23 protein-coding genes are annotated in these 23096 nt (G+C 69.2%); 8 read left to right on the top strand and 15 right to left on the bottom strand.

Annotation, left to right across the window (positions count from 1 at the left end; genetic code table 11):
* Positions 1–53 precede the first annotated feature (53 nt).
* The 4 genes from IEY21_RS10570 to IEY21_RS10585 all read left to right on the top strand — a co-directional run bounded on the left by IEY21_RS10570 (position 54) and on the right by IEY21_RS10585 (position 2945).
* The gene (locus IEY21_RS10570; RefSeq protein ID WP_373290506.1) at positions 54–755 is read left to right on the top strand and encodes a YqhA family protein; all 702 of its coding nucleotides are present in this window, start codon (positions 54–56) and stop codon (positions 753–755) included.
* 59 nt (positions 756–814) lie between these two features.
* The gene (locus IEY21_RS10575; RefSeq protein ID WP_188904186.1) at positions 815–1696 is read left to right on the top strand and encodes a hypothetical protein; all 882 of its coding nucleotides are present in this window, start codon (positions 815–817) and stop codon (positions 1694–1696) included.
* Positions 1693–2067: a hypothetical protein gene (locus IEY21_RS10580; RefSeq protein WP_188904188.1), complete on the top strand. Its 375-nt coding sequence runs from the start codon at positions 1693–1695 to the stop codon at positions 2065–2067. Before IEY21_RS10575 ends, IEY21_RS10580 begins: the two co-directional genes overlap by 4 nt.
* Before the next feature lie 137 nt (positions 2068–2204).
* The gene (locus tag IEY21_RS10585; RefSeq protein WP_229753029.1) at positions 2205–2945 is read left to right on the top strand and encodes a CDP-alcohol phosphatidyltransferase family protein; all 741 of its coding nucleotides are present in this window, start codon (positions 2205–2207) and stop codon (positions 2943–2945) included.
* Here the strand turns inward: IEY21_RS10585 and IEY21_RS10590 are convergent.
* The 8 genes from IEY21_RS10590 to secA all read right to left on the bottom strand — a co-directional run bounded on the left by IEY21_RS10590 (position 2875) and on the right by secA (position 12907).
* Positions 2875–3549, bottom strand: a complete 675-nt coding sequence (locus tag IEY21_RS10590) for a DUF2270 domain-containing protein (protein ID WP_188904189.1) — start codon at positions 3547–3549, stop codon at positions 2875–2877. The two genes, IEY21_RS10585 and IEY21_RS10590, sit on opposite strands and share 71 nt — an antisense overlap.
* Positions 3550–3695: 146 nt before the next feature.
* Positions 3696–4361, bottom strand: coding sequence for an MBL fold metallo-hydrolase (locus tag IEY21_RS10595; protein ID WP_188904191.1), 666 nt, complete (start codon positions 4359–4361; stop codon positions 3696–3698).
* 36 nt (positions 4362–4397) lie between these two features.
* Positions 4398–5330 carry a DNA polymerase III subunit delta' gene (locus IEY21_RS10600; RefSeq protein WP_188904193.1) on the bottom strand — a complete coding sequence of 311 codons (933 nt, stop codon included), beginning with the start codon at positions 5328–5330 and terminating at the stop codon, positions 4398–4400.
* Positions 5331–5335: 5 nt separating this feature from the next.
* The gene (locus IEY21_RS10605; protein ID WP_188904196.1) at positions 5336–6097 is read right to left on the bottom strand and encodes a metallophosphoesterase family protein; all 762 of its coding nucleotides are present in this window, start codon (positions 6095–6097) and stop codon (positions 5336–5338) included.
* Between the two features lie 41 nt (positions 6098–6138).
* The gene (locus IEY21_RS10610; protein WP_188904198.1) at positions 6139–7167 is read right to left on the bottom strand and encodes a S66 family peptidase; all 1029 of its coding nucleotides are present in this window, start codon (positions 7165–7167) and stop codon (positions 6139–6141) included.
* A gap of 58 nt (positions 7168–7225) precedes the next feature.
* Entirely contained in the window at positions 7226–8422 is a 1197-nt protein-coding gene (locus IEY21_RS10615) for a M20 family metallopeptidase (RefSeq protein WP_188904200.1), read from the bottom strand.
* A gap of 84 nt (positions 8423–8506) precedes the next feature.
* Positions 8507–10084, bottom strand: coding sequence for an ABC transporter substrate-binding protein (locus IEY21_RS10620; RefSeq protein ID WP_188904202.1), 1578 nt, complete (start codon positions 10082–10084; stop codon positions 8507–8509).
* Positions 10085–10297: 213 nt separating this feature from the next.
* Positions 10298–12907: a preprotein translocase subunit SecA gene (gene secA, locus IEY21_RS10625; RefSeq protein ID WP_188904204.1), complete on the bottom strand. Its 2610-nt coding sequence runs from the start codon at positions 12905–12907 to the stop codon at positions 10298–10300.
* A gap of 207 nt (positions 12908–13114) precedes the next feature.
* Here secA and IEY21_RS10630 point away from each other — a divergent pair, with 207 nt between their 5' ends.
* Positions 13115–13600, top strand: coding sequence for a hypothetical protein (locus tag IEY21_RS10630; protein ID WP_188904206.1), 486 nt, complete (start codon positions 13115–13117; stop codon positions 13598–13600).
* Positions 13601–13637: 37 nt separating this feature from the next.
* Here the strand turns inward: IEY21_RS10630 and IEY21_RS10635 are convergent, their stop codons facing one another.
* Both IEY21_RS10635 and ppgK read right to left on the bottom strand, forming a co-directional pair.
* On the bottom strand, positions 13638–14819 hold the full coding sequence (locus tag IEY21_RS10635; RefSeq protein ID WP_188904208.1) for an amidohydrolase family protein: 1182 nt from the start codon (positions 14817–14819) through the stop codon (positions 13638–13640).
* A gap of 28 nt (positions 14820–14847) precedes the next feature.
* Positions 14848–15705, bottom strand: a complete 858-nt coding sequence (ppgK, locus tag IEY21_RS10640; protein ID WP_188904210.1) for a polyphosphate--glucose phosphotransferase — start codon at positions 15703–15705, stop codon at positions 14848–14850.
* Positions 15706–15915: 210 nt separating this feature from the next.
* On the opposite strand from ppgK, the gene IEY21_RS10645 reads away from it, so the two are divergent.
* Both IEY21_RS10645 and IEY21_RS10650 read left to right on the top strand, forming a co-directional pair.
* The gene (locus IEY21_RS10645; protein WP_188904212.1) at positions 15916–16533 is read left to right on the top strand and encodes a TetR/AcrR family transcriptional regulator; all 618 of its coding nucleotides are present in this window, start codon (positions 15916–15918) and stop codon (positions 16531–16533) included.
* 223 nt (positions 16534–16756) lie between these two features.
* On the top strand, positions 16757–18289 hold the full coding sequence (locus tag IEY21_RS10650) for a 2-phosphoglycerate kinase (RefSeq protein WP_188904214.1): 1533 nt from the start codon (positions 16757–16759) through the stop codon (positions 18287–18289).
* Positions 18290–18297: 8 nt separating this feature from the next.
* Here IEY21_RS10650 and IEY21_RS10655 read toward each other — a convergent pair whose 3' ends face one another.
* From IEY21_RS10655 to IEY21_RS10675, 5 genes are all read right to left on the bottom strand, one after another.
* Positions 18298–18717 carry an organic hydroperoxide resistance protein gene (locus IEY21_RS10655; RefSeq protein WP_188904216.1) on the bottom strand — a complete coding sequence of 140 codons (420 nt, stop codon included), beginning with the start codon at positions 18715–18717 and terminating at the stop codon, positions 18298–18300.
* 124 nt (positions 18718–18841) lie between these two features.
* Complete coding sequence (locus IEY21_RS10660) at positions 18842–20140, bottom strand: flotillin family protein (RefSeq protein ID WP_188904218.1); 1299 nt, start codon at positions 20138–20140, stop codon at positions 18842–18844.
* Between the two features lie 73 nt (positions 20141–20213).
* Positions 20214–20738, bottom strand: a complete 525-nt coding sequence (locus IEY21_RS10665) for an NfeD family protein (RefSeq protein WP_229753030.1) — start codon at positions 20736–20738, stop codon at positions 20214–20216.
* A gap of 88 nt (positions 20739–20826) precedes the next feature.
* On the bottom strand, positions 20827–21471 hold the full coding sequence (gene pdxH, locus IEY21_RS10670; protein ID WP_188904220.1) for a pyridoxamine 5'-phosphate oxidase: 645 nt from the start codon (positions 21469–21471) through the stop codon (positions 20827–20829).
* Entirely contained in the window at positions 21468–22313 is an 846-nt protein-coding gene (locus IEY21_RS10675) for a DNA-formamidopyrimidine glycosylase (RefSeq protein ID WP_188904222.1), read from the bottom strand. The genes pdxH and IEY21_RS10675 overlap by 4 nt, the downstream gene beginning before the upstream one ends.
* Before the next feature lie 108 nt (positions 22314–22421).
* Here IEY21_RS10675 and IEY21_RS10680 point away from each other — a divergent pair, with 108 nt between their 5' ends.
* Positions 22422–23093 (top strand): pyroglutamyl-peptidase I, encoded by a 672-nt coding sequence (locus tag IEY21_RS10680; RefSeq protein ID WP_188904224.1) that lies wholly within the window; start codon positions 22422–22424, stop codon positions 23091–23093.
* Positions 23094–23096: the final 3 nt, after the last annotated feature.

The following is a 23096-nucleotide window of genomic DNA, read 5'->3' on the forward strand; positions in this document are numbered from 1 at the left end:
CGGCAGGATAGATCATGCAGTCCGGGCGCGGGCCGAGGCGCATGATGAAGGGCGTGACCACTTCCAGAACAGGCCCCCGGCCCGGCAGCACGGCCAAACCCCGCGAACACCGGGCAGACTGGTTTTCCGCCGCCATCGGGCGCACCCGTTTCGTGGTCCTGATCGCGGTGATCGCGGTGCTGCTCGTGTCGTTCAGCCTGTTCCTGCAGGGCACGGTGCTTGCCCTCTCGACGCTGTACGACTCCTGGCACGAGACCCTCAAGGCCGGCATTCAAAGCCAGCGCGGCAGCCTGGCGGTGGAATTTCTGGAAGTCGTGAGCACCATGCTCAAGGCGGTGGTCTTCTACCTGATCGGGGTGGGGCTGTACTCGCTGTTCATCTCACCGCTGAACCTCACGAGCGCGCTGGGCGTCGAGAGCCTCGCCGACCTGGAACAGAAGATCATCTCGGTGATCGTGGTGATTCTGGGTGTCACCTTTCTGGAGCATTTCGTGCGCTGGCAGGACCCCGTAGAAACCCTGTATTTCGCCGGGGCCTTCGCGCTGGCCGGCGGAGCACTCGTGTTCTTCCAGCGCGTGCATTCCGGGCACGGCAGCGACCTGCAGCAACCCGAGGCCAAACTGCGCGCCCGGCGCGAGTTGTTTGAACACGACGACGAGCAGCGGCACATCGAGGAAGAGGAGGTCGAGCGCGCCGCGGAGGTCACCGAATCCAAGGCCGAGGGCAAGATCAAGTCCCAGGAGGACGCCGGGTAGACCGCAATAGCGAGGCGCACACTGCTCGGCCGGGGCTGCGCCGCGTAGACTGTTCTGCAATGAGAGTTGGCCTACTGGATTCCTCTGCCGCGCGCCTCCGGGCGTACTGGGCGGCGTACCTCAAAGAACTGGATGTCGAGGCCGTCACGCCCGGCCTGGACGACGCGCAGGCGCTGGCGCTGGGCCAGCAGAGCCTGCCGGGCGAGGCGACGACGGTGCAGCTTGCGCTGGGCCGGGTCCTTGCGCTGGGACCGGTGGACGCCGCGCTGATTCCGCAGTGGCCCGCCGTGACCGGCGACGCCTGGAGCGAGGCGCTGACTGAGCTGCTGCCCCGGCGCATCAGCGGCCTGCCCACGTTGATTGCGGTGCCCGGCCGCGGCGGCCCGGAACTCGAGGGCGTGGCAGCCGAGGTCGGCCTGCGCGTCTCGCAGAACGCGGGCGTCGTGCGCCGGGCGCTGGAACGGGTGCGCCCGCTGGCTGCCGAACCGCGCGTGGCCATGCCGGCCCTGGGCCGCGCTTCACGCACGACGGTGGCGGTGATCGGCCCGCGCGTTCTGCTCGCCGAGGACATCCTGGCCGGGGGGCTGCGGCCCGCGCTGGAGGCGGCGGGGCTGTACGGCGTCTTCTCGCACGAGCTGCCTCTGGGCGAGGTGCTGCGCCGGGCCGAGCGCATGGAGAATGCAGCGGACGTGCCGGAGGGAGAACGTGAACTGTTCGGCGCCGCCTCGCTGCTCTCGGGCAAGAGTGCGGTGCGCGGCGTCATCCTGGCCGCCCCCGCCCGCGACGGAGCCGCGGCGGCGGCACTGGGCCGCATCGCCGCGCGGCTGCACCAGCCGACCCTGCGCGTGGACGTGGAAGCCAGACAGACCGATTTTGACGGCCTGGAGGCCTTTGCCGTGCGGCTGGGTGCGCAGGCCGCCCCCGCCCCCGAGGACGCATGAACTTCTGGCGCTGGCTGACCACCCCCGACTCCAGTCCCGGCTTCACGGGGGGCAAACTGCTCAAGCTCGCGGTGCGCGTGACGCTGTTCGCCACCTTCGCCACGCTGGTGAGCAGCCTGCTATCCCTGACGCCGCTGGGCCCCTACCTCAATACTTGGTGGGGCAGCCTGCTGTTCATTCTGGTGCTGTACGTGCCGCTGGCGCGTTTCATGATGGTGGACTCGTTCGTGCCGCGCCGCGCCGCCGGCCGCAGCGCTGACCCCAGGGCAGCGGGGGCCAGCAGTGCCCAGCGCCGCAAGGAGCGCAACCGCTACGCCGGGGTCAAGAAGGGACCCCCCAAGTACGGCGGCCGCGGCGGAGGCAGACGATAGCCCCGGACTCCATCCCTGGCCTGGCCCAGACGCGCAAGAAACGGCCGGCCGACGAGTGGCTCAATGAGCGCCTCTACCGGCCGCTGGCACAGACGCTGGTGGGGCCGCTGGCCCGGCGTGAAGTCAACCCGGCCCACGTGGTTCTGTTTCATACCGCGCTGGGCGTGTACGCGGCGTGGCGCATCCGGCGCGGCGGATCAGGGCTGGCCGACCGGCTGACGCCCGCGCTGCTGCTGCAGGTCAAGACCGTGCTGGACAACCTGGACGGCCAGCTTGCCCGCGCCACCGGTCAGACCACCGAGACGGGTCGTTACCTGGATACCGAGATGGACCTGGTGGTCAATCTCGCGCTGAACGTGGCGCTCGCGGGCCGCGCCGGGGTGCCGCTGACCGTGCTGCAAAGCCTGATCCTGACCACCGACTACCTGTGGGAGCGCGACCACCGCCAGGCCAGGGGTGAGGTGTTCCGTGAAGGAGCGGCGCAGGCCGGGGACCATCCCCGCGTTCTGGCGACCCTGAAAGCCGTGTATGCCGCCTATTTCGCTCCGCAGGAACGGGCGCTGGACACGCTGTTCGGAACGCGGCTGCGGGCAGTCGCGGGTGCTGAGCCCACGCCGGAGCAGCGGCGGGCATACACCGCGCTGCCCGTCACGGCGGTGGCGGCCAATCTGGGCCTGACCACCCAGCTCGCCGTGCTGGGAGCGTGTGTGCTGGCGGGACGGCCGCAGCTGTATCCCCGCTCGCTGCCCCTTCAGGCGGCGCTGCTGCTGGGCACGCAGCTGTGGCGCGAGAAGCAGGTCCGGCGGCTCAGCCCTCTTCCAGCGGATAGGTGCGCGCCGCGCGCAGGGCCAGCCAGATCAGATACAGGTAAAAGCTGAACACGAACAGAAACACCAGCCAGCCGGGAAAGTTGCCGATGTCGGCCAGTGACAGTGCGTCGGGAAAGGACAGCACGTAGCCCTTGGGCTGCCCCAGGTCCAGCTTGGCCAGCCACGCGAGCAGTACCGCAGCGTAGATCCACAGGTAGTTGCGCCCCAGCCGCCAGCCCAGCGCGTCGTTGCGGGTCATGGGGCTGCGCGGCTTGCCCAGTTCGGCGAGCAGCAGCTGGTGCCAGCCGGGGTCCACATGGTCTCCCAGCATGGCCGGGTAAAAGAAGCGCTCCATGATGCGCACGCGGTGATGCGCGATCTCGTAAGTACGGAAGCGCCGGGCCTCCAGGCGCAGGAAAAAGTAGTTCATGAACATGGCGAACAGAAAGGTGGCGTGGCTGTTGCCGGGGTCTCCCAGCGCAAACGAGGCCAGACCTGCACTGGTAACCACAGACCAGTTGGTGGTCATGTCCAGCCGCTGGCGGTAGGCGGTCATCTTGCCGACCTCGGCGCGGTACAGGTGAATCAGGGCGTTGGCCGTGTTGGTGGTGTAGCTCACCTCGGTCAGGCCTGTGGGCAACACAGCGCCCGCACCGCCGCCCGCACCGGGCATCAGGTCACCCTCCGGCGCGGACCCGCGCCCCGCACCGTCTGCTCCGCCCGTGCCCGCCTGCCCGCGCCCCGCGTCATGACACCCAGGGTAGCGCGTCTGCAGGGGCGGCGGGCGTGCCCGCTGTGGACCGCTCGGCGCAGAAGAGATCAGCGCAAAAAGGGATTGCTCCGCCGCTCCTGGCCGACCGTTGTGGCGGGACCGTGGCCGGGGTACACGGCGGTGGCGTCCGGCAGGCCCAGCAGTTCGCGCTGCAGGCCCGCGAGGAGTTGCGGGTGGTCGCCGCCTGGAAGATCGGTGCGCCCGATACCGCCCTGAAACAGCGTGTCGCCGGCCACCACCAGCCCGTGCTCACCGTCCGTTCCGGCCAGGAACACCACATGCCCCGGCGCGTGCCCGGGCAACTCGCGGGCGGTCAGGGTCAGGTCGCCCGCCGTGAAGGTCTGGTCCTGCGCGATCTCGTAATCGGGCGCGTCGGGCTGAAGGAAGGGCAGGTTCCAGCGGGCCGCCGAGGCCGCTCCCATGCGGTACAGCGGCAGGTCGGCGGGGTGCAGCCACACCGGCACGCGCAGCGCCTCGCGCACCGGCTGCACCGCCCCGATGTGGTCGAAATGGGCGTGGGTGAGCAGGATGCCGCGCACGGTCACGCCCGCGTCGCGCACGAGTGCCAGCACCCGTCCGGCATCGTCGCCGGGATCAAAGAGAAAGCCCTCGCCCTGGGCACCCGCCACCAGCACGGCGTTCTCCTGCAGGGGACCGGTGGGCAGCGACCAGACGCGAAGGGGACCGTGAGGGGTGGGCTGGAGCGCAGTCATGCCGCCGAGTCTAGAGGCTGTCGCCCTGCGGGGCGCTCAGTCCAGCCCGAAGGCCGCGCGCAGGGCCAGCGCGAGGACCTGAAAGCTCAGGCTGGGGCTGGCGTAGGCCTCCAGCGCCGCTTGCAGGGCCTCCAGGGCGGTATCGGCGCGGGCACGCTGATGCGGGGGCCGGTCACGCCAGACAAAGCGCAGGGCCTCGGGATGCCACGCGGGGTCAAAGCGTTTTTCCAGGGCCTCGGCGGCCTCCAGGGCACTGAGCAGGCCCACCTCCAGCGCGGTGTCCAGCTCGCGGGCATCGGTCAGGGCCCCGCGCACCCGCTCCAGATCGGCGAGCACGCCCGCCCGCCCGGCAGCAAAGGCGACCACTTCGGGGTCCTCGGGGTGCCCGGCGCGGCGCAGCGCCGAGGCGATGGCGTGGTCCGGCGCGGGGGCCACTCCCAGGCGGGCGCTGCGGCTCTGGATGGTCGGCAGCACCGAGCGCACGTCCTCGGCCAGAAACACGAACAGCGCGCCGTGCGGGGGTTCCTCGACCAGCTTCAGCAAGGCGTTGGCTGCCTCCGGACCCAGGTGCTCCGCGCCGTTGACGATCACCACCCGGCGGGTGAAGGTGGGCCGCACCTCCAGAAACTCGTAGACGTGCGTCTCGTACTCGCGGGTCTTGTCCCGCCCCTCCAGAATCGCGCCGATGGGAATCAGGCGGCGCCGCGCCACCTTGCCGGTGGTCGTCGTGGCGCGCGGCTCGACGAGCAGCACGTCGGGGTGGGCCCCGGCGGCCAGCGCCCGGCACGAGGAACAGCCCCCGCACGCCTCGCCGTACATGCCGCGCACGCCGGTACAGTTCTGGCCCGCCGCGAGCGCCCACGCCACCTCCAGCTTGCCCACCCGCGCCGGACCGCTGAGCAGCAGGGCATTGCCCCGGAAGGCCCCGGCCTGTTCCAGCAGGGGGCCGTGCAGAACGCTGGCGGTCATGTCCTCTACTTGCCCACGGCCAGCCGCGCCGCGAGCACCTGCGGCAGCCCGGCCTCCAGCGCCGCCGCCTGAGCGCGGGGAATGTCGTAGGGCACACGCACGACCTCAAAATGGGCGCGGGCGCTGTCGAAGATGGCGTAGCTCGCGCGTGGGTTGCCGTCGCGCGGCTGGCCCACGCTGCCGGGGTTCAGGATCACGCGGGTGGAGGGCGGCACGAGGTAGCTGCCGCCGTCATAGAACATCTGCGCCTTGATCCACTCGCCGGTCGGAGCGTTCAGGGTGGCGTACACGGCGGGAATGTGGGTATGCCCCACGAAACCCAGCCGGCCCTGCCACTGGGCAAAGGCCTCGCGGGCGGCAGAGACCGAATCGGTGTAGTCGTCCAGGCTGACCGGCGTGCCGTGGCGGTAGCGGGCACCCACGTCCGGGTCGTCCACACCGTCACGCCAGGTGCGGATCCACGCGATGTCCCGCTCGGACAGGCGCGTCAGCTGCCAGCGCAGTGCCAGCGATACCACGCTGTCTCTGGTGTCGCGTTTGCCGTCGTGGTATTCCAGCAGCATGCGCTCGTGGTTTCCCACGATGCACAGCGCGTCCAGATCGCGCAGCATCTCCAGGACCTCGCGGGGATGCGGGCCGTAGCCCACCGCGTCGCCCAGGTGAACCACCCGGTCGTAGCGGTGGGCCTCGGCATCCTTCAGGACGGCCCCCAGAGCGGTGGCATTGGCGTGAGTGTCAGAAAGCAGCAGCAGCCGCACGCCCGGCATGATACGCCCTGAGCCCCCTTCCTGCTGTCTTGCACTCCGCCCTACGGAAAAACCGTGACGCGCCGGGCCAGCGGATCCAGCCGCACCTGCGCGCCCAGCGGCAGCGTGAGCTGCGGACTGGTATGCCCGAAATCCACGTTGGCCACCACCGGCAGGTCCCCGCGTCCCGCCTCGGCGAGGACGCGGCGCACCCAGCCGTACAGCTCTGTCACCCTGTCCGGCGTGTAGCCGCGGGGACGCGCGAGCAGCAGCCCGGCGGCCCGGCCCAGGATGCCCTGCGCGGCGTAGTTGCGCAGCCAGTATCCCACCTGCTGTGGCGTGGGCACGTCCTCGCTGGTTTCCAGGGCCAGTACCGCACCGTTCCACAGCTCCGGCGCGGGCCACCCGGGCGTGCCGCACAGCATGTCCAGCACCTCCAGACAGCCCCCGATCAGGTGGCCCTGGGCGGGAGCGTCTCCCTGCAGCCACTGCCAGCCGTCTCCCGGCACAAAGGGCCGGCGGCGCTCCTGCAGGGTATCGTCGGCCCAGTCCTGAAAATGTTCGGTCCACTCGGGGGCGGGGAACAGCTCAAAGGGCCGCGGTTCCTCCACCAGCGTGCGGCGCAGCCCCTGCACGGTAAAGGGGTGCAGGCCGCCGTTCTCGGCCAGATCGGTCAGCAGCGCCGGACCGTGGTAGGCCCGGACCCCGGCACGCAAAAAGGCGAGCAGCGTGACCGTGCTGTCGCTGAAGCCCAGGAACGGCTTGGGATGGGCGCGGATAAGGTCCAGGTCCAGCCACGGCAGCAGCCGCACGCTGTCGTCGCCGCCGATGATGCTCAGCAGGCCATGAATTTCCGGGTTCTGCAGGGCCCAGTGCAGGTCGTCGGCGCGGGCCTGCGGGTGGGCGTACAGGAACTCTGGACCGCGCAGGGCGTTCGGGGCGGGGACCACCTCCCAGCCGAACTCGGCGGCCACCTGCCGCACCCCGGCGTGGTAACGGCCCATCACCGCAGTCACGAATCCGCTCGACAGGCTCAGGGCGGCCACACGCGAACCGGGCGGCAGACGGGGCGGGCACAGAAAATACGGCATACGGCAGGGTAAGGCGTGGAGCGCCCGGACCTCCCCCCGGCGCCCGCTGCCCGCCTGCCTAGCCCTGGGGCTGCGTCAGGCGCTGCGCCGACGCGACATACATCCGGGTGCCGTAGGTCAGGGCCTTCTCATCGATGTCGAACTTGGGATGGTGGTGCGGGGCGTGCGCCGGTCCCCCCGCGCCGATCAACACGAAGGTGCCCGGCGCCTTGGTCATGTAGGCGCTGAAATCCTCGCTGCCCATCAGGGGCTGGCCTTCGGTGAGCGTCACCTCGTCCCCGAAGGTCTCGCGGGCCACCTCGCGCAGCAGGGCGGTGGTTCCGGCGTCGTTCACGGTGGCGCGGTAGCCGTTGCGGTACTCGAAGGTGTAGGTCGCCCCGAAGGCCTCGGTGATGCCCTGCACGATCTTCTCCATGCGCTGCGGCATCAGCTCACGCAGTTCGGGGTCAAAGGTCCTCACCGTGCCGTTCAGGGTGGCGGTGTCGGGAATGATGTTGTGGGCCGAGCCCGAATGAATCTGCGTGACGCTCAGGACCGCGGGCACGATCGGGTCGAGCTGCCGGGAAATCACGCTCTGGAAGGCCATCACGATCTGCGCGGCGATCACCACCGGGTCCACGGTCTGGTGCGGCTGCGCGCCGTGGCCCCCCTTGCCCTGAATGGTGATGTCGAAGGCGTCGGGCGAGGCCATCAGCGGTCCCTCGCGCAGCAGGATGACGCCGGTCGGGATGGGGCTCATGACGTGTTCGCCCATCACCACGTCCACGTCGTCGAGCACGCCGGTGTCGACGATCTGCTGTGCGCCGCCCGGAAAATGCTCCTCGGCGTGCTGAAAGATGAAGCGCACCTCGCCGCACAGGGTCCCGGGCTGGCGGCTCAGCACCGTCGCCGCGCCGAGCAGCATGGCGGTGTGGGCGTCGTGGCCGCAGGCGTGCATCACCCCGGCGCGCTTGCTCGCAAACGGCAGGTCCGTTTCCTCGGCGATGGGCAGCGCGTCCATGTCCGCGCGCAGCAGCACCGTGCGCCCCGGCCCCGCCTCACCCCTGAGCACGGCCAGCACGCTCGTGGGCGTGGGGCGGGTCACGCTCAGGTTCGGCAGTTTGCGCAGCTGCGCCTCCACGAAATCGGCGGTCTCATGCTCGTGGAATGACAGTTCCGGGTTCTCGTGCAGGTGGCGGCGCCACTGGATCACCTGCTGCTGCAGGGCAAAGTCCTCGATGCTGACGGGCGTTTGCTGACGGTAGGTCTGGGTCATGGAGCACCTCGGGGCAAGTTCGGAAGGCAAGGAGGGCGACGGCCACCGCGCGGCGCGTCACCCTCCGGGGCTGGGGCGACCGGCTTACTTCTTGCCGTCGATGGTGATGTCCTCGAACGGCAGCAGGCTCGAGGGGCCCGGCTGCCAGCCCTTGACATAGGTGCGCGCCGCCGCCAGCGGGCGCGAGTGCACGATGGGAATCCGGACGTTGGCGTCGTAGGTGATCTGGTGGATCTGGGCGTAGGCCTTGGCCTGGGTGGCGCGGCTGCTGCTCGCGGCGGCGACCCTGAGCTGCTCGAAGATCTTCTGGCTGGCGAACTTGCTGTCGCCGGTCGCCTCCTCGCCGTAGTACGTGCCGTAGAAGTTGTATGGGCTGGCGTAGGGGCCGGTCCAGCCGATCATGTACATGTCGAAGCCCGGGGTGGTCATGCGGTCGGCGAGGTACTTGGCCCAGTCCTCGGTCTTGAGGTTGACCTTGATGCCGATGGCCCCGAGGTCGGCGGCCATCGCCTCGGCGATCGGCTTGGGCGTGGGGAAGTACGGACGGCTCACCGGCATGTACCACAGATCCACGGTAAAGCCGTTGGGATAGCCCGCCTCGGCGAGCAGCTTTTTGGCCGCCGCCGGATCGAACTTGTAGTCGGCGGGCACTGCCTTGCTGTTCGCCCAGCCCAGCGTGGGCGGCAGGAAGCTCGCGTCCGTGACCCCCAGATCTCCCCAGAAGGCGTCCACGATCGCCTTCTTGTTCACCGCCATGGAGATGGCCTGGCGCACCTTGTCGTTCTTGAGGTACTTGTTGCCCAGGTTCAGGCTCAGCATCCCGACGTTGAAGGACGGCACGAGCACCGCCGTCAGGTTCTTGTCGGCCTTGACCGCACCCAGCTGTTCGGGGTTCAGGTCGGTGGTGAAGTCGATGGTGCCGGCCTTGAGTTCGTTCAGGCGGGCGCTGGGGTCTTTCAGGAAGCGCAGCACCAGCGCGTCGTAACTCGCCTTGGTTCCCCAGTACGCCTTGTTGGGAATCAGGTTGATGCGGTCGCCGGTCTTCCACTCCTGCATGATGAACGGGCCGGTGCCCACCGGCAGCGCAGCGGGCGTGCCGTACTTCGCGCCGGCCTTCTTGACCGCCGTGGGCGAGGCGATGCCGAAGAAACTGGTCGCCAGCGCCTCGGGAAACGGCGCAAAGCCGCGGTTCAGGGTAAAGACCACCTTGTTCGTGCCCTCGGCCCGCACGCTCTTGAGCAGCGTGTTCGCGTCGCCCTTGAAACCGCCGAAGATGAACTGCCATGAAGTGAAGGTCTTGTTCTGGTCCTTGGCCCCGCCCGGCGCCTCGGGGTCCCACCAGCGGTTGATGTTGAACACCACCGCGTCGGCGTTGAACGGCGTGCCGTCGGTGAACTTGACGCCCGGCCGCAGCGTGAAGGTCCATTCGGTGGCGTTGGCGTTGGACGACCAGCGCAGCGCCAGCCCCGGCGCGATGTCGCTGGTGCCCTTCTTGAAACGCACCAGACCGTCGTACACCATCATCTGCGGAGTGGCCGAGTTGCCGTCGGTGATGATGCCGGAATCCAGCGAAACCGGCTCGCCGCCCGCGCCGTAAACCAGCGTGGCCGCGCCCGCCGTACCGCACAGCAGGGTCAGGGAAAGGAGAAGGGAACGCCGCATACAAGCCTCCTGAAACATGAAGGGGGAAGCGAGATCATCTCTGTGTTGTCCTGTAGAACAGGGTTGAGGCTAGAGAGTGGGGACCGGAAAGTCAAACCGGTGGGCAAGACAGGGCCGGCATACGCGGACAGGCCCGGGCAAAAAGGGCAGGCCCGGAGCGTCGCGGCGCGTCCGGGCCATGGAGCGTGTCCTGTGGGGCTGTTCAGGCGGTGTTCAGCCGGTCTGGCCGAACTGCATCCGGAAGATGAACTTGGTCACGTCGCTCTTGAGGTTGTCGATCATGTCGTTGAACATGTTGGTGGCCTCGAACTTGTACTCGGTGAAGGGATCGCGCTGGCCGTAGCCGCGCAGGCCGATGCCCTGGCGCAGCACGTCCATGCCGTGCAGGTGCTCCTTCCACAGCTGATCCACCGTCTGCAGCAGTACGTAGCGCGACAGGCTGTTGAGCATGGTGGGGCTGAGCTCCTCGCGCCGGGCGTCAAAGGCGTCGGCCACCGCCTGCAGCAGGGCGTTCTGGGCGTCGGCCGGCGACAGGTCGCGCAGGCGCGCGAAGTCGAAGCCCTCGAGCTGCGGCACGGCGTCGAGCATGGCCGCCTGCAGGCCCTCGATGTCCCAGGCCTCGGGGCTGGCCTCGATGGGCAGGTGGGTGGCGAGCTGCATGTCCACGAAGTCGGCGATCATGCCCTCGGTGGATTCCTCGACCGCCTCGTCCGGCCCGAGCAGAACCTCGCGGCGCTGGGCATACACGGTGTCGCGCTGCTTGCTCATCACGTTGTCGAACTCCAGCAGCTGCTTGCGGGTGCTGAAGTTGCGGTCCTCCACGCGGGCCTGCGCCTTCTCGATGGCCCCGGTGACCATCTTGGCCTCGATGGGCTGGGTGTCGTCCATGCCCAGGCGGTCCATCATGGCGACCACGCGCTCGTTGGCGAACAGACGCATCAGGTCGTCCTCGAAGGACACGTAGAAGCGGCTGCTGCCGGGATCGCCCTGACGCCCGGCGCGCCCGCGCAGCTGGTTGTCGATGCGGCGCGACTCGTGGCGCTCGGTACCGATGATGTGCAGCCCGCCCAGCTCCTTGACCCGTTCGTGGTCCAGCGCCGTCTCGGAGTGCAGCTGCTGGGCCTGACGGATGAAGTCCTCGGTCATGCCGGGAATGCGCATGCCGATCTCCACGGTCTGGGGATCGTGCCGGCTCAGGGCAGTGACGAACGCCTCGACCTCCGGCACATAGCGGTTCAGGCCCAGGCTGGATTCGATGCTGGCTCCGATGATCGATTCGGCGTCCCCGCCCAGCTTGATGTCGGTGCCGCGCCCGGCCATGTTGGTGGCGATGGTCACCGTGCCGCTGCGTCCGGCCTGCGCGATGATGCTCGCCTCCTGCGCCTCGAACTTGGCGTTCAACACCGAATGCTTGATGCCCGCCGCCGTTAGCAGTTCGCTGAGCTGCTCACTGGTCACGATGGAGGCGGTGCCGATCAGCACCGGGCGGCCCGTGGCGTGGATCTCCCGGACCTCCTCGACCACCGCGTTGTACTTGCCCAGCTTGCTGCGGTACACCAGATCGTCGGAGTCCTTGCGGATCACGTCGCGGTTGGTGGGGATGACGAGCACGTCCGAGCCGTAGATGTCGAGGAACTCCTTCTCCTCGGTCTTGGCGGTGCCGGTCATGCCCGCGAACTTGGTGTACAGCCGGAAGAAGTTCTGGTACGTGATGGTCGCGAGCGTCTGGTTCTCGTTCTCGATCTTGACGCCTTCCTTGGCCTCGATCGCCTGGTGCAGGCCCTCGCCGTAACGGCGCCCCGGCATGCTGCGCCCGGTGAACTCGTCGATGATGATGACCTCGCCGTCCGCATTGATGATGTAGTCCTTCTCGCGGTGGTACAGCTCGCGGGCGCGCACGGCCTGGGTGATCATGTGGGCCTTGTCCATGTTCTCGGGGCTGAACAGGTCCGGAATGCTCAGCAGACGCTCGATCTTGCTGATGCCGTTCTCGGTCATGTGGACCTGCTTGCTCTTCTCGTCAATGGTGTAGTCGCCGGTCGGTTCGGTCCGCACGCCAGGCTCGGCGGGCTCTCCCTTCTGCAGGCGCTTGATCAGCTTGGCGTACACGTAGTACAGGTCGGTGGCCTTCTCGGCGGCCCCCGAGATGATCAGCGGCGTGCGGGCCTCGTCGATCAGGATGCTGTCCACCTCGTCCACGATGGCGAAGTTCAGGGGGTGCTCGGCGCGCAGGGACAGCGCCTCACGGCTCTGGGCCATGTTGTCGCGCAGGTAGTCAAAGCCCAGCTCGCTGTTGGTGACATAGGTGATGTCGCAGGCGTAGGCGGCCTGCTTCTGGGCCGGCTGCAACTCGCGGCTCGCCAGACCCACGGTCAGGCCCAGCGTGCGGTACAGCAGGCCCATTTCCTCGGCGCCCACGCGGGCGAGGTAATCATTGACCGTGACCAGATGGCAGCCGCGCCCCTCCAGTGCGTTCAGCGCCAGCGCCAGCGTCGCCACCAGCGTCTTGCCCTCACCGGTGCGCATCTCGGCGATGCGGCCCTTGTGCAGGGCGTAGCCGCCAATCAGCTGCACGTCGTAGTGCCGCTTGCCAATCGAGCGCCGTCCGGCCTCACGGATCAGGGCGAAGGCCGGCACCACCACATCGTCGAGCGTCTCGCCGCCCTCCTGCACCCGGCGGCGCAACTCCATGAACGCCCCGGCCAGGTCCTCTACCCTGCTCATCTCGTCTTCGAGGGCGTTCACGGGCTGCACGATCGCCTTGACGATCTGCTGCACGTCTCGCACGTTGTTATCAAATAGTTTGTTGAGGACACGGAACATGACACGCGAGTATAACGCGCCGGACCGGGCCGTGCCCTTACAAGTTCAGTGAGGCGCACGTAAGCAACCTGAGTGGAACGGACTCACGGAGGGATAAGGAAGAATAAGCAGTGGTGAGGCCATTTTCCGTTGCCGGAAGGCGGTTCTTGACGGCACCAAAGATCCAGCGGTGCCATCTTCCTCATGTGTGGCCCTTATCCTGCAGCCATGTCAAAACGTGCCGTGCTTGCCTTTGCCCTGCTCGTCCCCCTGCTGGGATCGTGCGCGCCGGTGGCGTCCCTGCTTGCCTCCAGGGATGACACCGGGCCGGCCCCCTTTCAGTTCGGGCCGCTGATCGTCGGCCAGACCTGGACGGTCAGCGGAACGGTCACGGGCCGCGACGTGGTGACCACGGTCAATATTCCCGAACTGGTAATCGTGCCGGACGGCTACGCCTCGGCGGGCACCCGTGACCAGTACACCGGATTCAACGAGGGCCGGGCCGGCTTCAATGTGGCCACCTTTGACCAGGAGCGCCGCACCGTCACCTTCCGCTGGGTGGGGCCGGCCGAGGGCTTTGACCGCGTGACCTACACCTGCAAGATCTCCCGCCTGATCGGCGAGCCGCTCACCGGCACCCTGACCTACGAGCGCAACGGCCAGACGGTGGCGAACGGCACTTGCGAGGCCCGCGTCAGCCAGCAGCCGGGCTGATCACCCGGATGGGCGCCGACAGCGCCGCCACGAGTGCTCAGCTCCAGCGGTAGCTTTCCAGCCACAGCTCGCCGCGCCGGATCACGGGCACCCGGCCGCCCAGCACGCGGTGGCCGCCCTTGACGGCGGCGCGCACCAGCACGCGCGGGTCCAGGTCCGGGTACACGCGCCGGGCAAAGGCCACGTCCTCGCGCACGTCCAGGCTCTCACCGCTGGCGACCGAATCGGTGCCCAGGGCGATCTCGATGCCGGCGGCGGCCACGGCGGCCCACGGAAAGGTTCCGCAGTCCAGGTGATGGTTGCTGCGCGGGCAGCTCACCACCGCGCAGCCGGCGCGCGCCACCCGGACGAGGTCACCCTGCGTGACATTGACCATATGGATCAGTGTGGGCCGCGCAGCGAGCGCGCCCAGCTCATCGAGGTAACGCACCGGGGTCAGCTCCGGCTCCGGCGGACGGCCGATCACCTCCGCAAAGGTTTCGGGCCAGAACCCGGGCAGGCGGTGCTCCCACAGCGGGCCCGCGCCGGTGGCGAACAGGGCAGGCTCGCTGGGATGCTCGGCCACATGAATCTGCACGGGCAGGCCCTCGCCCGCGGCGTAGTCGGTCACCAGTTTCATCAGGCGGTGACTGACGGTATACGGCGTGTGCGGCGACAGCCCGATCCGGGGGCCGCCGGGCCGCTCCCGCCGGCGCCACGCCTCCACCCGTTCGCGCATGGCCGCAAAGGTGGTTTCGGCCCGCTCCGGAAAAGCCCCCAGCACCTCGAAATACAGCACCCCGCCCAGGTCTTCACGCGCGAGCAGGGCGTCCATCACGTCCGGCGACCACACGATGTCGCCCACGCCACCCGTACCCAGACGCGCGAGTTCGTCGGCTCCGGCGAGTGCCCCGGGCACTCCACGTTTCCCGCGCTGGGCAACCACAATTTCGGGGAGCCAGCGAAAGTACGGCAATGCCTGGAATGCGTAGGCGCTCATGTCCAGATGCGTGTGCGCGTTGACCGGCGGCGGCGCGATGATTCCGCCCACGGTTTCCTCGGTTGCCTGCGGATAACTGGCGCGCAGCGCATCCGGGTGGCCGGTGGCGGCCACGGTGTCGCCCACGACCACCACGCCGCCGGGAGACTGCGCTCCGCCCATGCCGGTATACAGGAGGTCGCAGACGAGCAGGCGCGGTGTGAAGGACTTGGCCGTGGCGTCGGGTGGGGCAGCAGTCATCGCGGACATGCTATGCCAGCCGGCCCACTCAGGCTTTCCTGGCGCTTCCCTTTTTGGCGGCCTTTTTGGCAGGTGTCTTCGGGGCAACCCGGGCCGCCCCCGACGCCGCCGGACCGCCGGTGGGGGCGGCCGCGTTCGGCGAGAGGGCATAGCCGGCGGCCATCATGGCCGCGCCCACGATTCCAGCCTCGTTCTGCAGCCGGGCAGGCACCAGCTCGCTGCGGGTGAGCTTGATGTGGTCCTGCCACTTGTCGGGCTTCTTGCTGACCCCGCCGCCGATGATGAACAGGTCCGGGCTGAACAGCGCCTCCAGGTGTTGCAGGTAGGTGCTCACGCGCTTGCTCCACTGCTTCCAGTTCAGGTCGTCGCGCTCGCGGGCACGGTCGGAGGCCCAGCCCTCGGCCTCCTTGTCGCGCAGCCACAGGTGGCCCAATTCGGTGTTGGGCACCAGCACTCCGTTGTGGAACAGGGCGCTGCCGATGCCGGTGCCGAAGGTGAGCATCAGCACCGTGCCGGCCACCCCCGCGCCCGCCCCGAAGCGCGCCTCGGCCAGTCCGGCAGCGTCGGCGTCGTTGATCAGGTGGATGTCCTGACCGGTCGCCGTGGAGAACAGCGCGTCGGCGTCCAGATCAATCCAGGCCTTGTCCACGTTGGCTGCGCTCAGCGTGCGCCCGTGCTGCACCACGCCAGGAAAGGTCACGCCCACCGAGCCGTCCAGCCCGAAGTGGGCCACCAGCTCGGCCACCACGGCCTTCACGGCGTCGGGGTGCGCGCCCTCGGGGGTGGGAATGCGGCGGCGCTCCTCCGTCAGCTGTCCGGTGGCGGTGTCTACAGGTGCGCCCTTGATGCCACTGCCGCCGATGTCGATGCCCAGGATCACGCTCATGGCCCACAGCCTATGCGAAGTGGGGCGCAGATGGCGCGGGGAGGGGGGGGCACGCGGACAGAACAGGCGCGGCCACGCCGGCCGCCCTGACGTTGCGCCTGCGCCACCCGACCCCTGCCCGTCTGGGCAGCACCTCTGGTCAAGGTAAAGCCCCGGATTGCTTGAACGGGGTGCAATTTTAGACCAGACGCGCTATACAGGGTTTTAATCATGGATTCCTCCTCGCTGCGCGAACGTCAGAAGGAGCGCCGACGCGCCCGCATCTACAACGTCGCCATCGACCTGTTCAAGCGGGGCGGGTTCCAGACGACCACGGCCACCGACATCGCGCGTGCGAGCAACGTCTCGCGCGGCACCTTCTTCAACTACTACCCGTACAAGGAAGCGGTGCTGCTGGACTACGGCAGCGAGGTGATGGACCGCCTGCGCGATCAGGCCGAGACGCGCCTGGCCGAGGGCACGCCGCCGCTGACGGTGCTGTACGAGATCTGGGACGCGCTGGCCGAAGAGAACGCCCGCGAGCGTGACCTGTTTCCGCCGCTGGCCTACGAGGTGATGAATCCCAACCCCGAGCGCGCCCGCACCGCGTACCAGGCGCTGCCGCTGAGCAAGGTGATCGAGCTGATCCTGAGGCCACTGCACCAGACCGGGCAGATGCGCACCGACCTCAGCCTGCAGCGCATCAGCAACCTGATCGCCGACACCTATCTGATGGTCGCGCTGCGCTGGAGCGCCTACGGCACCGACCGCCCCCTGCAGGAGGAGATGCGTCTGGCGCTGAACCTGCTGCTGGAAGGTGCGGTGCGGCGCGACCTGCTGCGGCCCTGACTGCGGCCAGCAGCGCTTCGCACCCCCGGCAGGCCGCCGGGACTCAACGCGGGACTCCGCCCCAGCGGAACCGTGTCGATCCGATGGTGCTGATCAGGCAAGCGGGACGGCGGGCGGGCCAGGCCCACATCCCGTTACCTCGGGGCGCGGGTTCCTGGGTAGACTGCCTGAACTGGCTCCCGTTGCTCGCCGCCCACCGCCCACCGCCCCCGAAGGAGTGTTCTTGACCCATCCCGAACTGCGCATCGGCACGCCGCGCCACGCCTTTCCGTTCAGCCGCGGGCTGGTGGTCGAGTCGCTGGTGAACGCGGGGGCGTCCGGGAATGTGGCGGCGGCGGCGGCGCGGCGGGTCGAGCAGCAGCTCCGGCTGGCGCGGCGCAGCCTGGTGACGCCCGGTGAGCTGCAGGCGCTGATGGTGGAAGTCGCCCGGGACCTGGCCGGGCCGGAGGTCTCCGGCGCCGCCGCGGCCCAGACCCCCGCCTTTGTGGACATCCTGGTCAGTGCGAAGAAGGGGGATCTGCCCTTCAGCCGGGGCGTGCTCGCCCGCACGCTGGAGGACACCGGCCTGACCGGACGCGAGGCGTACGCCGCGGCCAGCGCCGTGGACCTGGCACTGCGCCGCGAGGGCGTGCGGCGGCTGAGCGCCGAGGAGATCGACAACCGCACCGAGGGCGTGCTCGCCGAGCAGTACGGCGAACACCTGCGCCGCACCTACCGCTACCTGCGCCACAACCGCGGCAAGCTGGGTGTGCTGAGCAAAGACAGCAACATGCCCACGCCGTTTTCCAAGGGCATTCTGGTGCAGTCGATGCTCGCCGCCGGGGTCACGCCGGACGTGGCCCGCAAGGTGGCCCGCGTGACCCAGCGCGATCTGCGCGGCAATGAGGACCGGGTGGTGATGCGCGCCGCCATCCGCGAGAAGGTCGAGGCCCTGCTGCGCGACGAGGTGGGCCCGGACGTCAGCGCCCGCTACCGGCTGCTGCGCGTGATCCGCCGCCCGCCCCGGCCCGTGATCGTGCTGCTCGGCGGGGTCAGCGGCACCGGCAAGAGCTTTCTGGCCGCAGAGATTGCCTACCGCCTGGGAATTGCCCGCGTGGTCAGCACCGATTCCATCCGCGAGGTGATGCGCGCCATGGTGTCTCCGGCGCTGCTGCCCACGCTGCACGCGAGCACCTTCAGCGCCTGGGAAGCGCTGCTGCCCCCCGGGGTGCCGCGCCCCGCCCAGCCCAGCCGTGAGGCGCTGCTCGCCGGCTTCCGCGATCAAGTGCAGCAGGTGAACGTGGGCCTGGGAGCGGTGGTCGCCCGCTCGGTGCAGGAGGGCAGCAGCCTGGTACTGGAGGGCGTGCATCTGGTGCCCGGCTACCTGCGCGCCGATGCCTTTGCCGGAGCGCTGGTCATCCCGATGCTGGTGACCCTGCCCGATCCGGAAGAACACCGCCGGCACTTTCAGAGCCGTGACCTCGAGACCGCCGCGAGCCGCCCGCTGCACCGCTACATGCAGTACTTCGGCGAGATCCGCGCCATGCAGGACGAACTCGAGGCCCTGGCCCGCCAGGAAGACGTCCCGCTGCTCGACGGCCTGACCCTGGACGAAAGCGCCGATCAGGCGGTGGATGTGGTGCTGCGGCGCGTGATGGTCGCCCTGACCCCGCAGGAACGCGCCGAGCTGCTGGGCACCGACGGCGGCGCCGAGCCGGATGCGGACAGCTCCCCCGAACTCTCACTGGACGCCCGCGACACGGCAACCGGCCGCTGAGGGTCACCTCAGGATTTCACCCTCAGGCGCACGTCCACGTTGCCGCGGGTGGCCACGCTGTACGGACAGATCTGGTGGGCAGACTCCATCAGCTGCTGGCCCTGTTCCTCACTCAGGCCGGGAAAGTGCCCTTCGAGTTCCACATCCAGCGCAAAGGCCAGCCCGACCTTCTGCAGGCCCACCCGGGCCGTGATGACGCTGTCGTCGCTCAGGGTGATCTTCTGTCGCCGCGCCACCACACCCAGCGCTCCCTGAAAGCAGGCCGCGTAGCCGGCGGCGAACAGTTGCTCGGGGTTGGTGCCGGGGCCGCCGTCGCCGCCCATATCGGCGGGGACGCTGAGGGACAGGTCCAGGCGCCCGTCCTCGCTCCTGGCCGTGCCGGCACGACCCCCGGTGGCTGCGGCCTGCGCGGTGTAAATGATGGTCATGGCCTGAAGATGCCACGGCGGCGTGCCTGGAGGGGCCACCCGGTCTGGACTGCCCACAATGCCCAAGGGCGGCCCCCCCTCTCGGGAGGACCGCCCTAGACACCACACCGACAAGCCAGTCCGCTCAGTCGTTGGCGACGGCCAGCGGCGTGGGGGCCCCCGCAGAAGCCAGGTCCGCAGAAGCCGGGCGCTGCCGCAACAGGCTGAGCAGGTTGACCCCCGTGGCGTTCTCCACCTGCTCGATCAGGCCGATCACGTTGGCGGGCAGGGTCTGCACGGCGTTGCGGGTGGCCTGACCGCTGCCGCTGTCGATGACCGTCAGCTTGTCGATCTGCATGCCCTGCACGCTCTGGGCAAACCGGTCGATGATGCCGGGCAGCATGTTCAGTACGAAGGCGCGCTCGCCCTCGGCCCCCGCTTCCCGGAAGGCGTCCACGATCAGGCGCACGGCCTCGGCGTTGGCGCGGCCCTGCTCGGTGATCGGGGCGGCGGCGGCCTGGGCATCCAGCAGTTCGGCTTCCCGGCGTGCGCGGGCGGGCGCCACCAGATCGGCTTCCAGGCGCTTCTGGATCAGCGAGACCCGCTCCTGTTCCAGCTGCTGCTCGGCGATCACGCGGGCGCGTTCGGCGTTGACCCTGGCCTCGTTCTCGCGCGAGGACGCCACCGAGTCCAGCTCGGCCGTGCGCACGCGCAGCTCGCTGTCGCGCTCCAGAATGGCCTGCTGCGCGGTGGTCTGCGCGATGCGGGAGCGCTGCTGGGCCTCGACCTCGCTGGCCTCGGCATTGCGGTTGGCCTCGGCGATGCGGGCCTCCTTGAGCACCTCGGCGGTCTTGCGCCGCCCGATGCTGTCGAGGTAGCCGCCCACATCGGTCACGTTCTGAATCTTGAGGGTATCGAGCTTGATCCCGAGGTTCTGGGTGTCGTGTTCGGCCTCCTCAATCAGGGCCTCGGCGAAGCGCAGCCGGTCCTCGTTGATCTCCTCGGGGGTCAGGGTGGCCACCACACCGCGCAGGTTGCCCTCCAGGGTGTCGCGCACGATGCTCGTCAGGGCCTCACGCGGCACGTCCAGAAAGCGCTCGATGGCGTTGGAGAGCTGTGGCTCGTGCGCGTTGATCTTGACGTTGGCGACGGCGTGGATCTTGAGGGGAATGCCGCCCTTGGAATAGGCGTTCTCGATGCTCAGGTCCAGTGGGTTGGTCGTCATGTCCATCCACGACACCTTTTCCAGCAGCGGAATGCGGAAGGCCCGCCTGCCGCGGACCACGCGGTAGCCCACCGTGTCCCCCTCCGCGGTCTGGCGGCTGCGCCCACTGATCACGAGCACCCGGTTGGGCGGCACCACAATCAGAAAGCTCTGGATGAGCACGAAAACCAGCAGGATGCCCAGCAGAATCAGGGCGGCGACGATCACGGTTGCAGTCATGGGAAAGCTCCTTGGGGGGGCAGCACGAAAAGACGGACACGGCGAGGGAGGCGCAGGGGAACCGGACCCGGGGTTACAGGCCCCCGTCCCAGAACTTGACGTCCAGAACACCGCGGTGCGCGCCGATCACGATGACCGGGTCGCCGGGCTTCAGCGGGTCGTCGCTGCGGGCCGGGGCATGCTCGATCTGCCCCGCGACCGTCACGGCCACCTGGCCGGACCGGCCCGGCGCGGGGGCCACGAGCACCTGGCCGGTGCGGCCGGCCAGCTTGCCCGTGCCGCCGTTGACCTCGCCGCGGCCGCGCGCCAGCCGGAACATGAAGACCGTGAAGCCTCCGACCGCCAGTCCGGTGACCAGCGCCATCACCAGCCGGCCCCACCCGGACACCCCGGCCACACCGCCCAGCACGCCGGCCAGCCCAAAGAAGGCGGTGAAGCTGACCAGCGAGCGCACGGTGAACCACGAGGCGACGTCGCCCATTTCGGGATGGTCCACGTCCGCCCCATGCTCCCCCAGAGCGGAATCGTGGCCGCCCAGCAGCGACAGCAGAAACAGGCCGCCGCCCACCATCAGACAGATCAGGTATACGTCCACCACTGTTGTGCCTCCTCACGGTGGGCTACGTGGGGGACACACAAAGTTGCCCGCGCCCCAACCGGCCGGTGCGCTGGGCTGCCGGCTGCGGCTACGGCATCAGCCGTTCGATGCGCCAGCCCTCCGCCGACCGCGCATACCGGAAGCGGTCGTGCATACGGTTCGGCCTTCCCTGCCAGAATTCCCATTCCTGCACGCTCAGGCGGTAGCCGCCCCAGAAATCCGGGCGGGGCACGGTGGTGCCTTCGGGAAAGCGCGTGTGCAGCGCGGCGAACCCAGCCTCCAGCGCCGCGCGGCTGGCAATGGGCGCGCTCTGGGGGTCGCTGGCATGGGCGGCGAGCTGGCTGTCGCGGGGGCGCACGTGAAAGTAGGCGTCGGCCTCGGCGTCCGGAATCCGCGAGACGCGGCCATAGGCCCGCACCTGACGTTCCAGTTCGGCCCAGTAGAACAGCATCTCGGCCTGTGGATTGGCCGTGAGGTCGTGGCCCTTATGGGACTCGAAATTGGTGTAGAAGGTCAGCCCGCGCTCGTCTGCGCCGCGCAGCAGCACCGTGCGGACGCCGGGCCGCCCGGTGGCGTCCGCCGTCGCCAGCGACAGGGCGTAGGGTTCGGGCAACTGCGCCGCCTGCGCCTGCGCGAACCAGTCCTGAAACTGGGCCAGCGGATCACGGTTCAGGTCCGCCCGCGACAGGGCGGCGCGGGTGTAGGACACGCGCAGGCCGGTCAGGTCGGTCATGCGCCTTCCCCGGCGGGCCGCAGCGGCTGGCACTGCGGGCAGTGGTGCGTGCCCCGCTGGGCAAGCACCGTCTTGACGATCCCGGTGCCGCAGCGTTCACACGGCTGACCGGCGCGGCCATACACATGATGCTGGTGCTGGAACAGCCCGCTCAGGCCGTCGTGCTGGCGGTAATTGCCCACGCCGCTGCCCAGGCTGCTGCCGCCTGCCTCCACCGCCGCCGCCATCACCTCACGGATGGCCGCGTACAGCCGGGCGGCCTCGGCGGGCGTCAGGCAGGTCTGGGCTGGGTGGAGGCGGGCGAGCCAAAGGCTCTCATCGGCATAGATGTTGCCCACACCGCTGACCGGCTTCTGCGACAGCAACCACGGCTTGACCGCCCCGCAGTGTCCGGCCTGCCGCACGAACCCGGTTTCCTCAAAGTCGTCCGAGAGCGGTTCCGGGCCCATGGCGGCCAGGGTGGGCATGCCCGCGTACTCGCCGGGCCGGACCACGGCCATCTTGCCAAAGCGCCGGGGGTCGTTGAAGAAGAGGGGTTCGCCTCCCTCGGTGCTCAGGGTGACGCGGGTGTGCTTGCCCCCCTCCAGCCGGAAGCCCCCGGTCATGCCCAGGTGAACGATGAATTCCAGGTCGTGCGGGGTGTCCTCGGCCGCGTCCGCCGCCGTGAGCTGCAGCAGCAGGTACTTGCCGCGCCGCGACAGGCCCTGAACGCGCCGGCCTACCGCCAGATGGGTGTCCCGGTACCTATGCGGCGCGTCGTGTTCGACCCGCGTGATGATCCGTCCGCGCAGCAGCGGCTCGATCTTGCGGCGCGTGGTCTCCACTTCCGGCAGTTCTGGCATACGCGGCTCAGGATAACGGGGGGGCAGGCGCGGGAAGGTGCGCCCGGAGCAAATTGGGTGTTCAGGTCATGTCCCCTCTGCGCTCCCCCGTCCCCGTATCATCCCCGCATGTCCACACTGCTGCTCACCGGGTTCGAGCCGTTTCACACCCATCCCGCCAATCCCAGCGCGGAGGCGGCGCAGGAACTGGACGGCCTGCAACTGGGCAGCCTGCAAGGGGGTGGGGTGCAGGTTGTCTCGGCGCTGCTGCCGGTGGAACCGCACGCCGCCGCCTCGGTGTTGGAGGGGCTGCTGGAGCGCCACCGCCCCGGCGCGGTGCTGCTGACCGGTCTGGCGGCGGGCCGCCCACACGTCACGCTGGAACGGGTGGCCCTCAACGTCATGGATTTCTCCATTCCCGACAACGCCGGCAACACCTACCGTGACGCGCCCGCGCACCCGCATCCAGACGCGCCCCCGGCGCACCTGAGCACGCTGCCGCTGCGGGCCATCCTGGCCGCGTGGCGGGAGGCCGGGATTCCAGGCAGCATCAGCAACACGGCGGGCCTGTACGTGTGCAACGCCGTGATGTACCGCGCCCGGCAGTGGCTGACCGAACGGGACCGGCCCGGGGTGCCGTGCGGCTTTCTGCATCTGCCCGCCAACGCGGCGGTGGCGCTGGCCGCCCCCGAGGACCGCCCGGCGCTGCCGTACCTGCCGCAGCCGGAAATCACGCGGGCGGTGCGGGTGGCGGCCCAGACGGTGGCGGCCGAACTCCCGGTCCTGACTGGAAGCCGGTAACCC

The organism is Deinococcus aerophilus (assembly GCF_014647075.1).
Classification (GTDB): domain Bacteria; phylum Deinococcota; class Deinococci; order Deinococcales; family Deinococcaceae; genus Deinococcus; species Deinococcus aerophilus.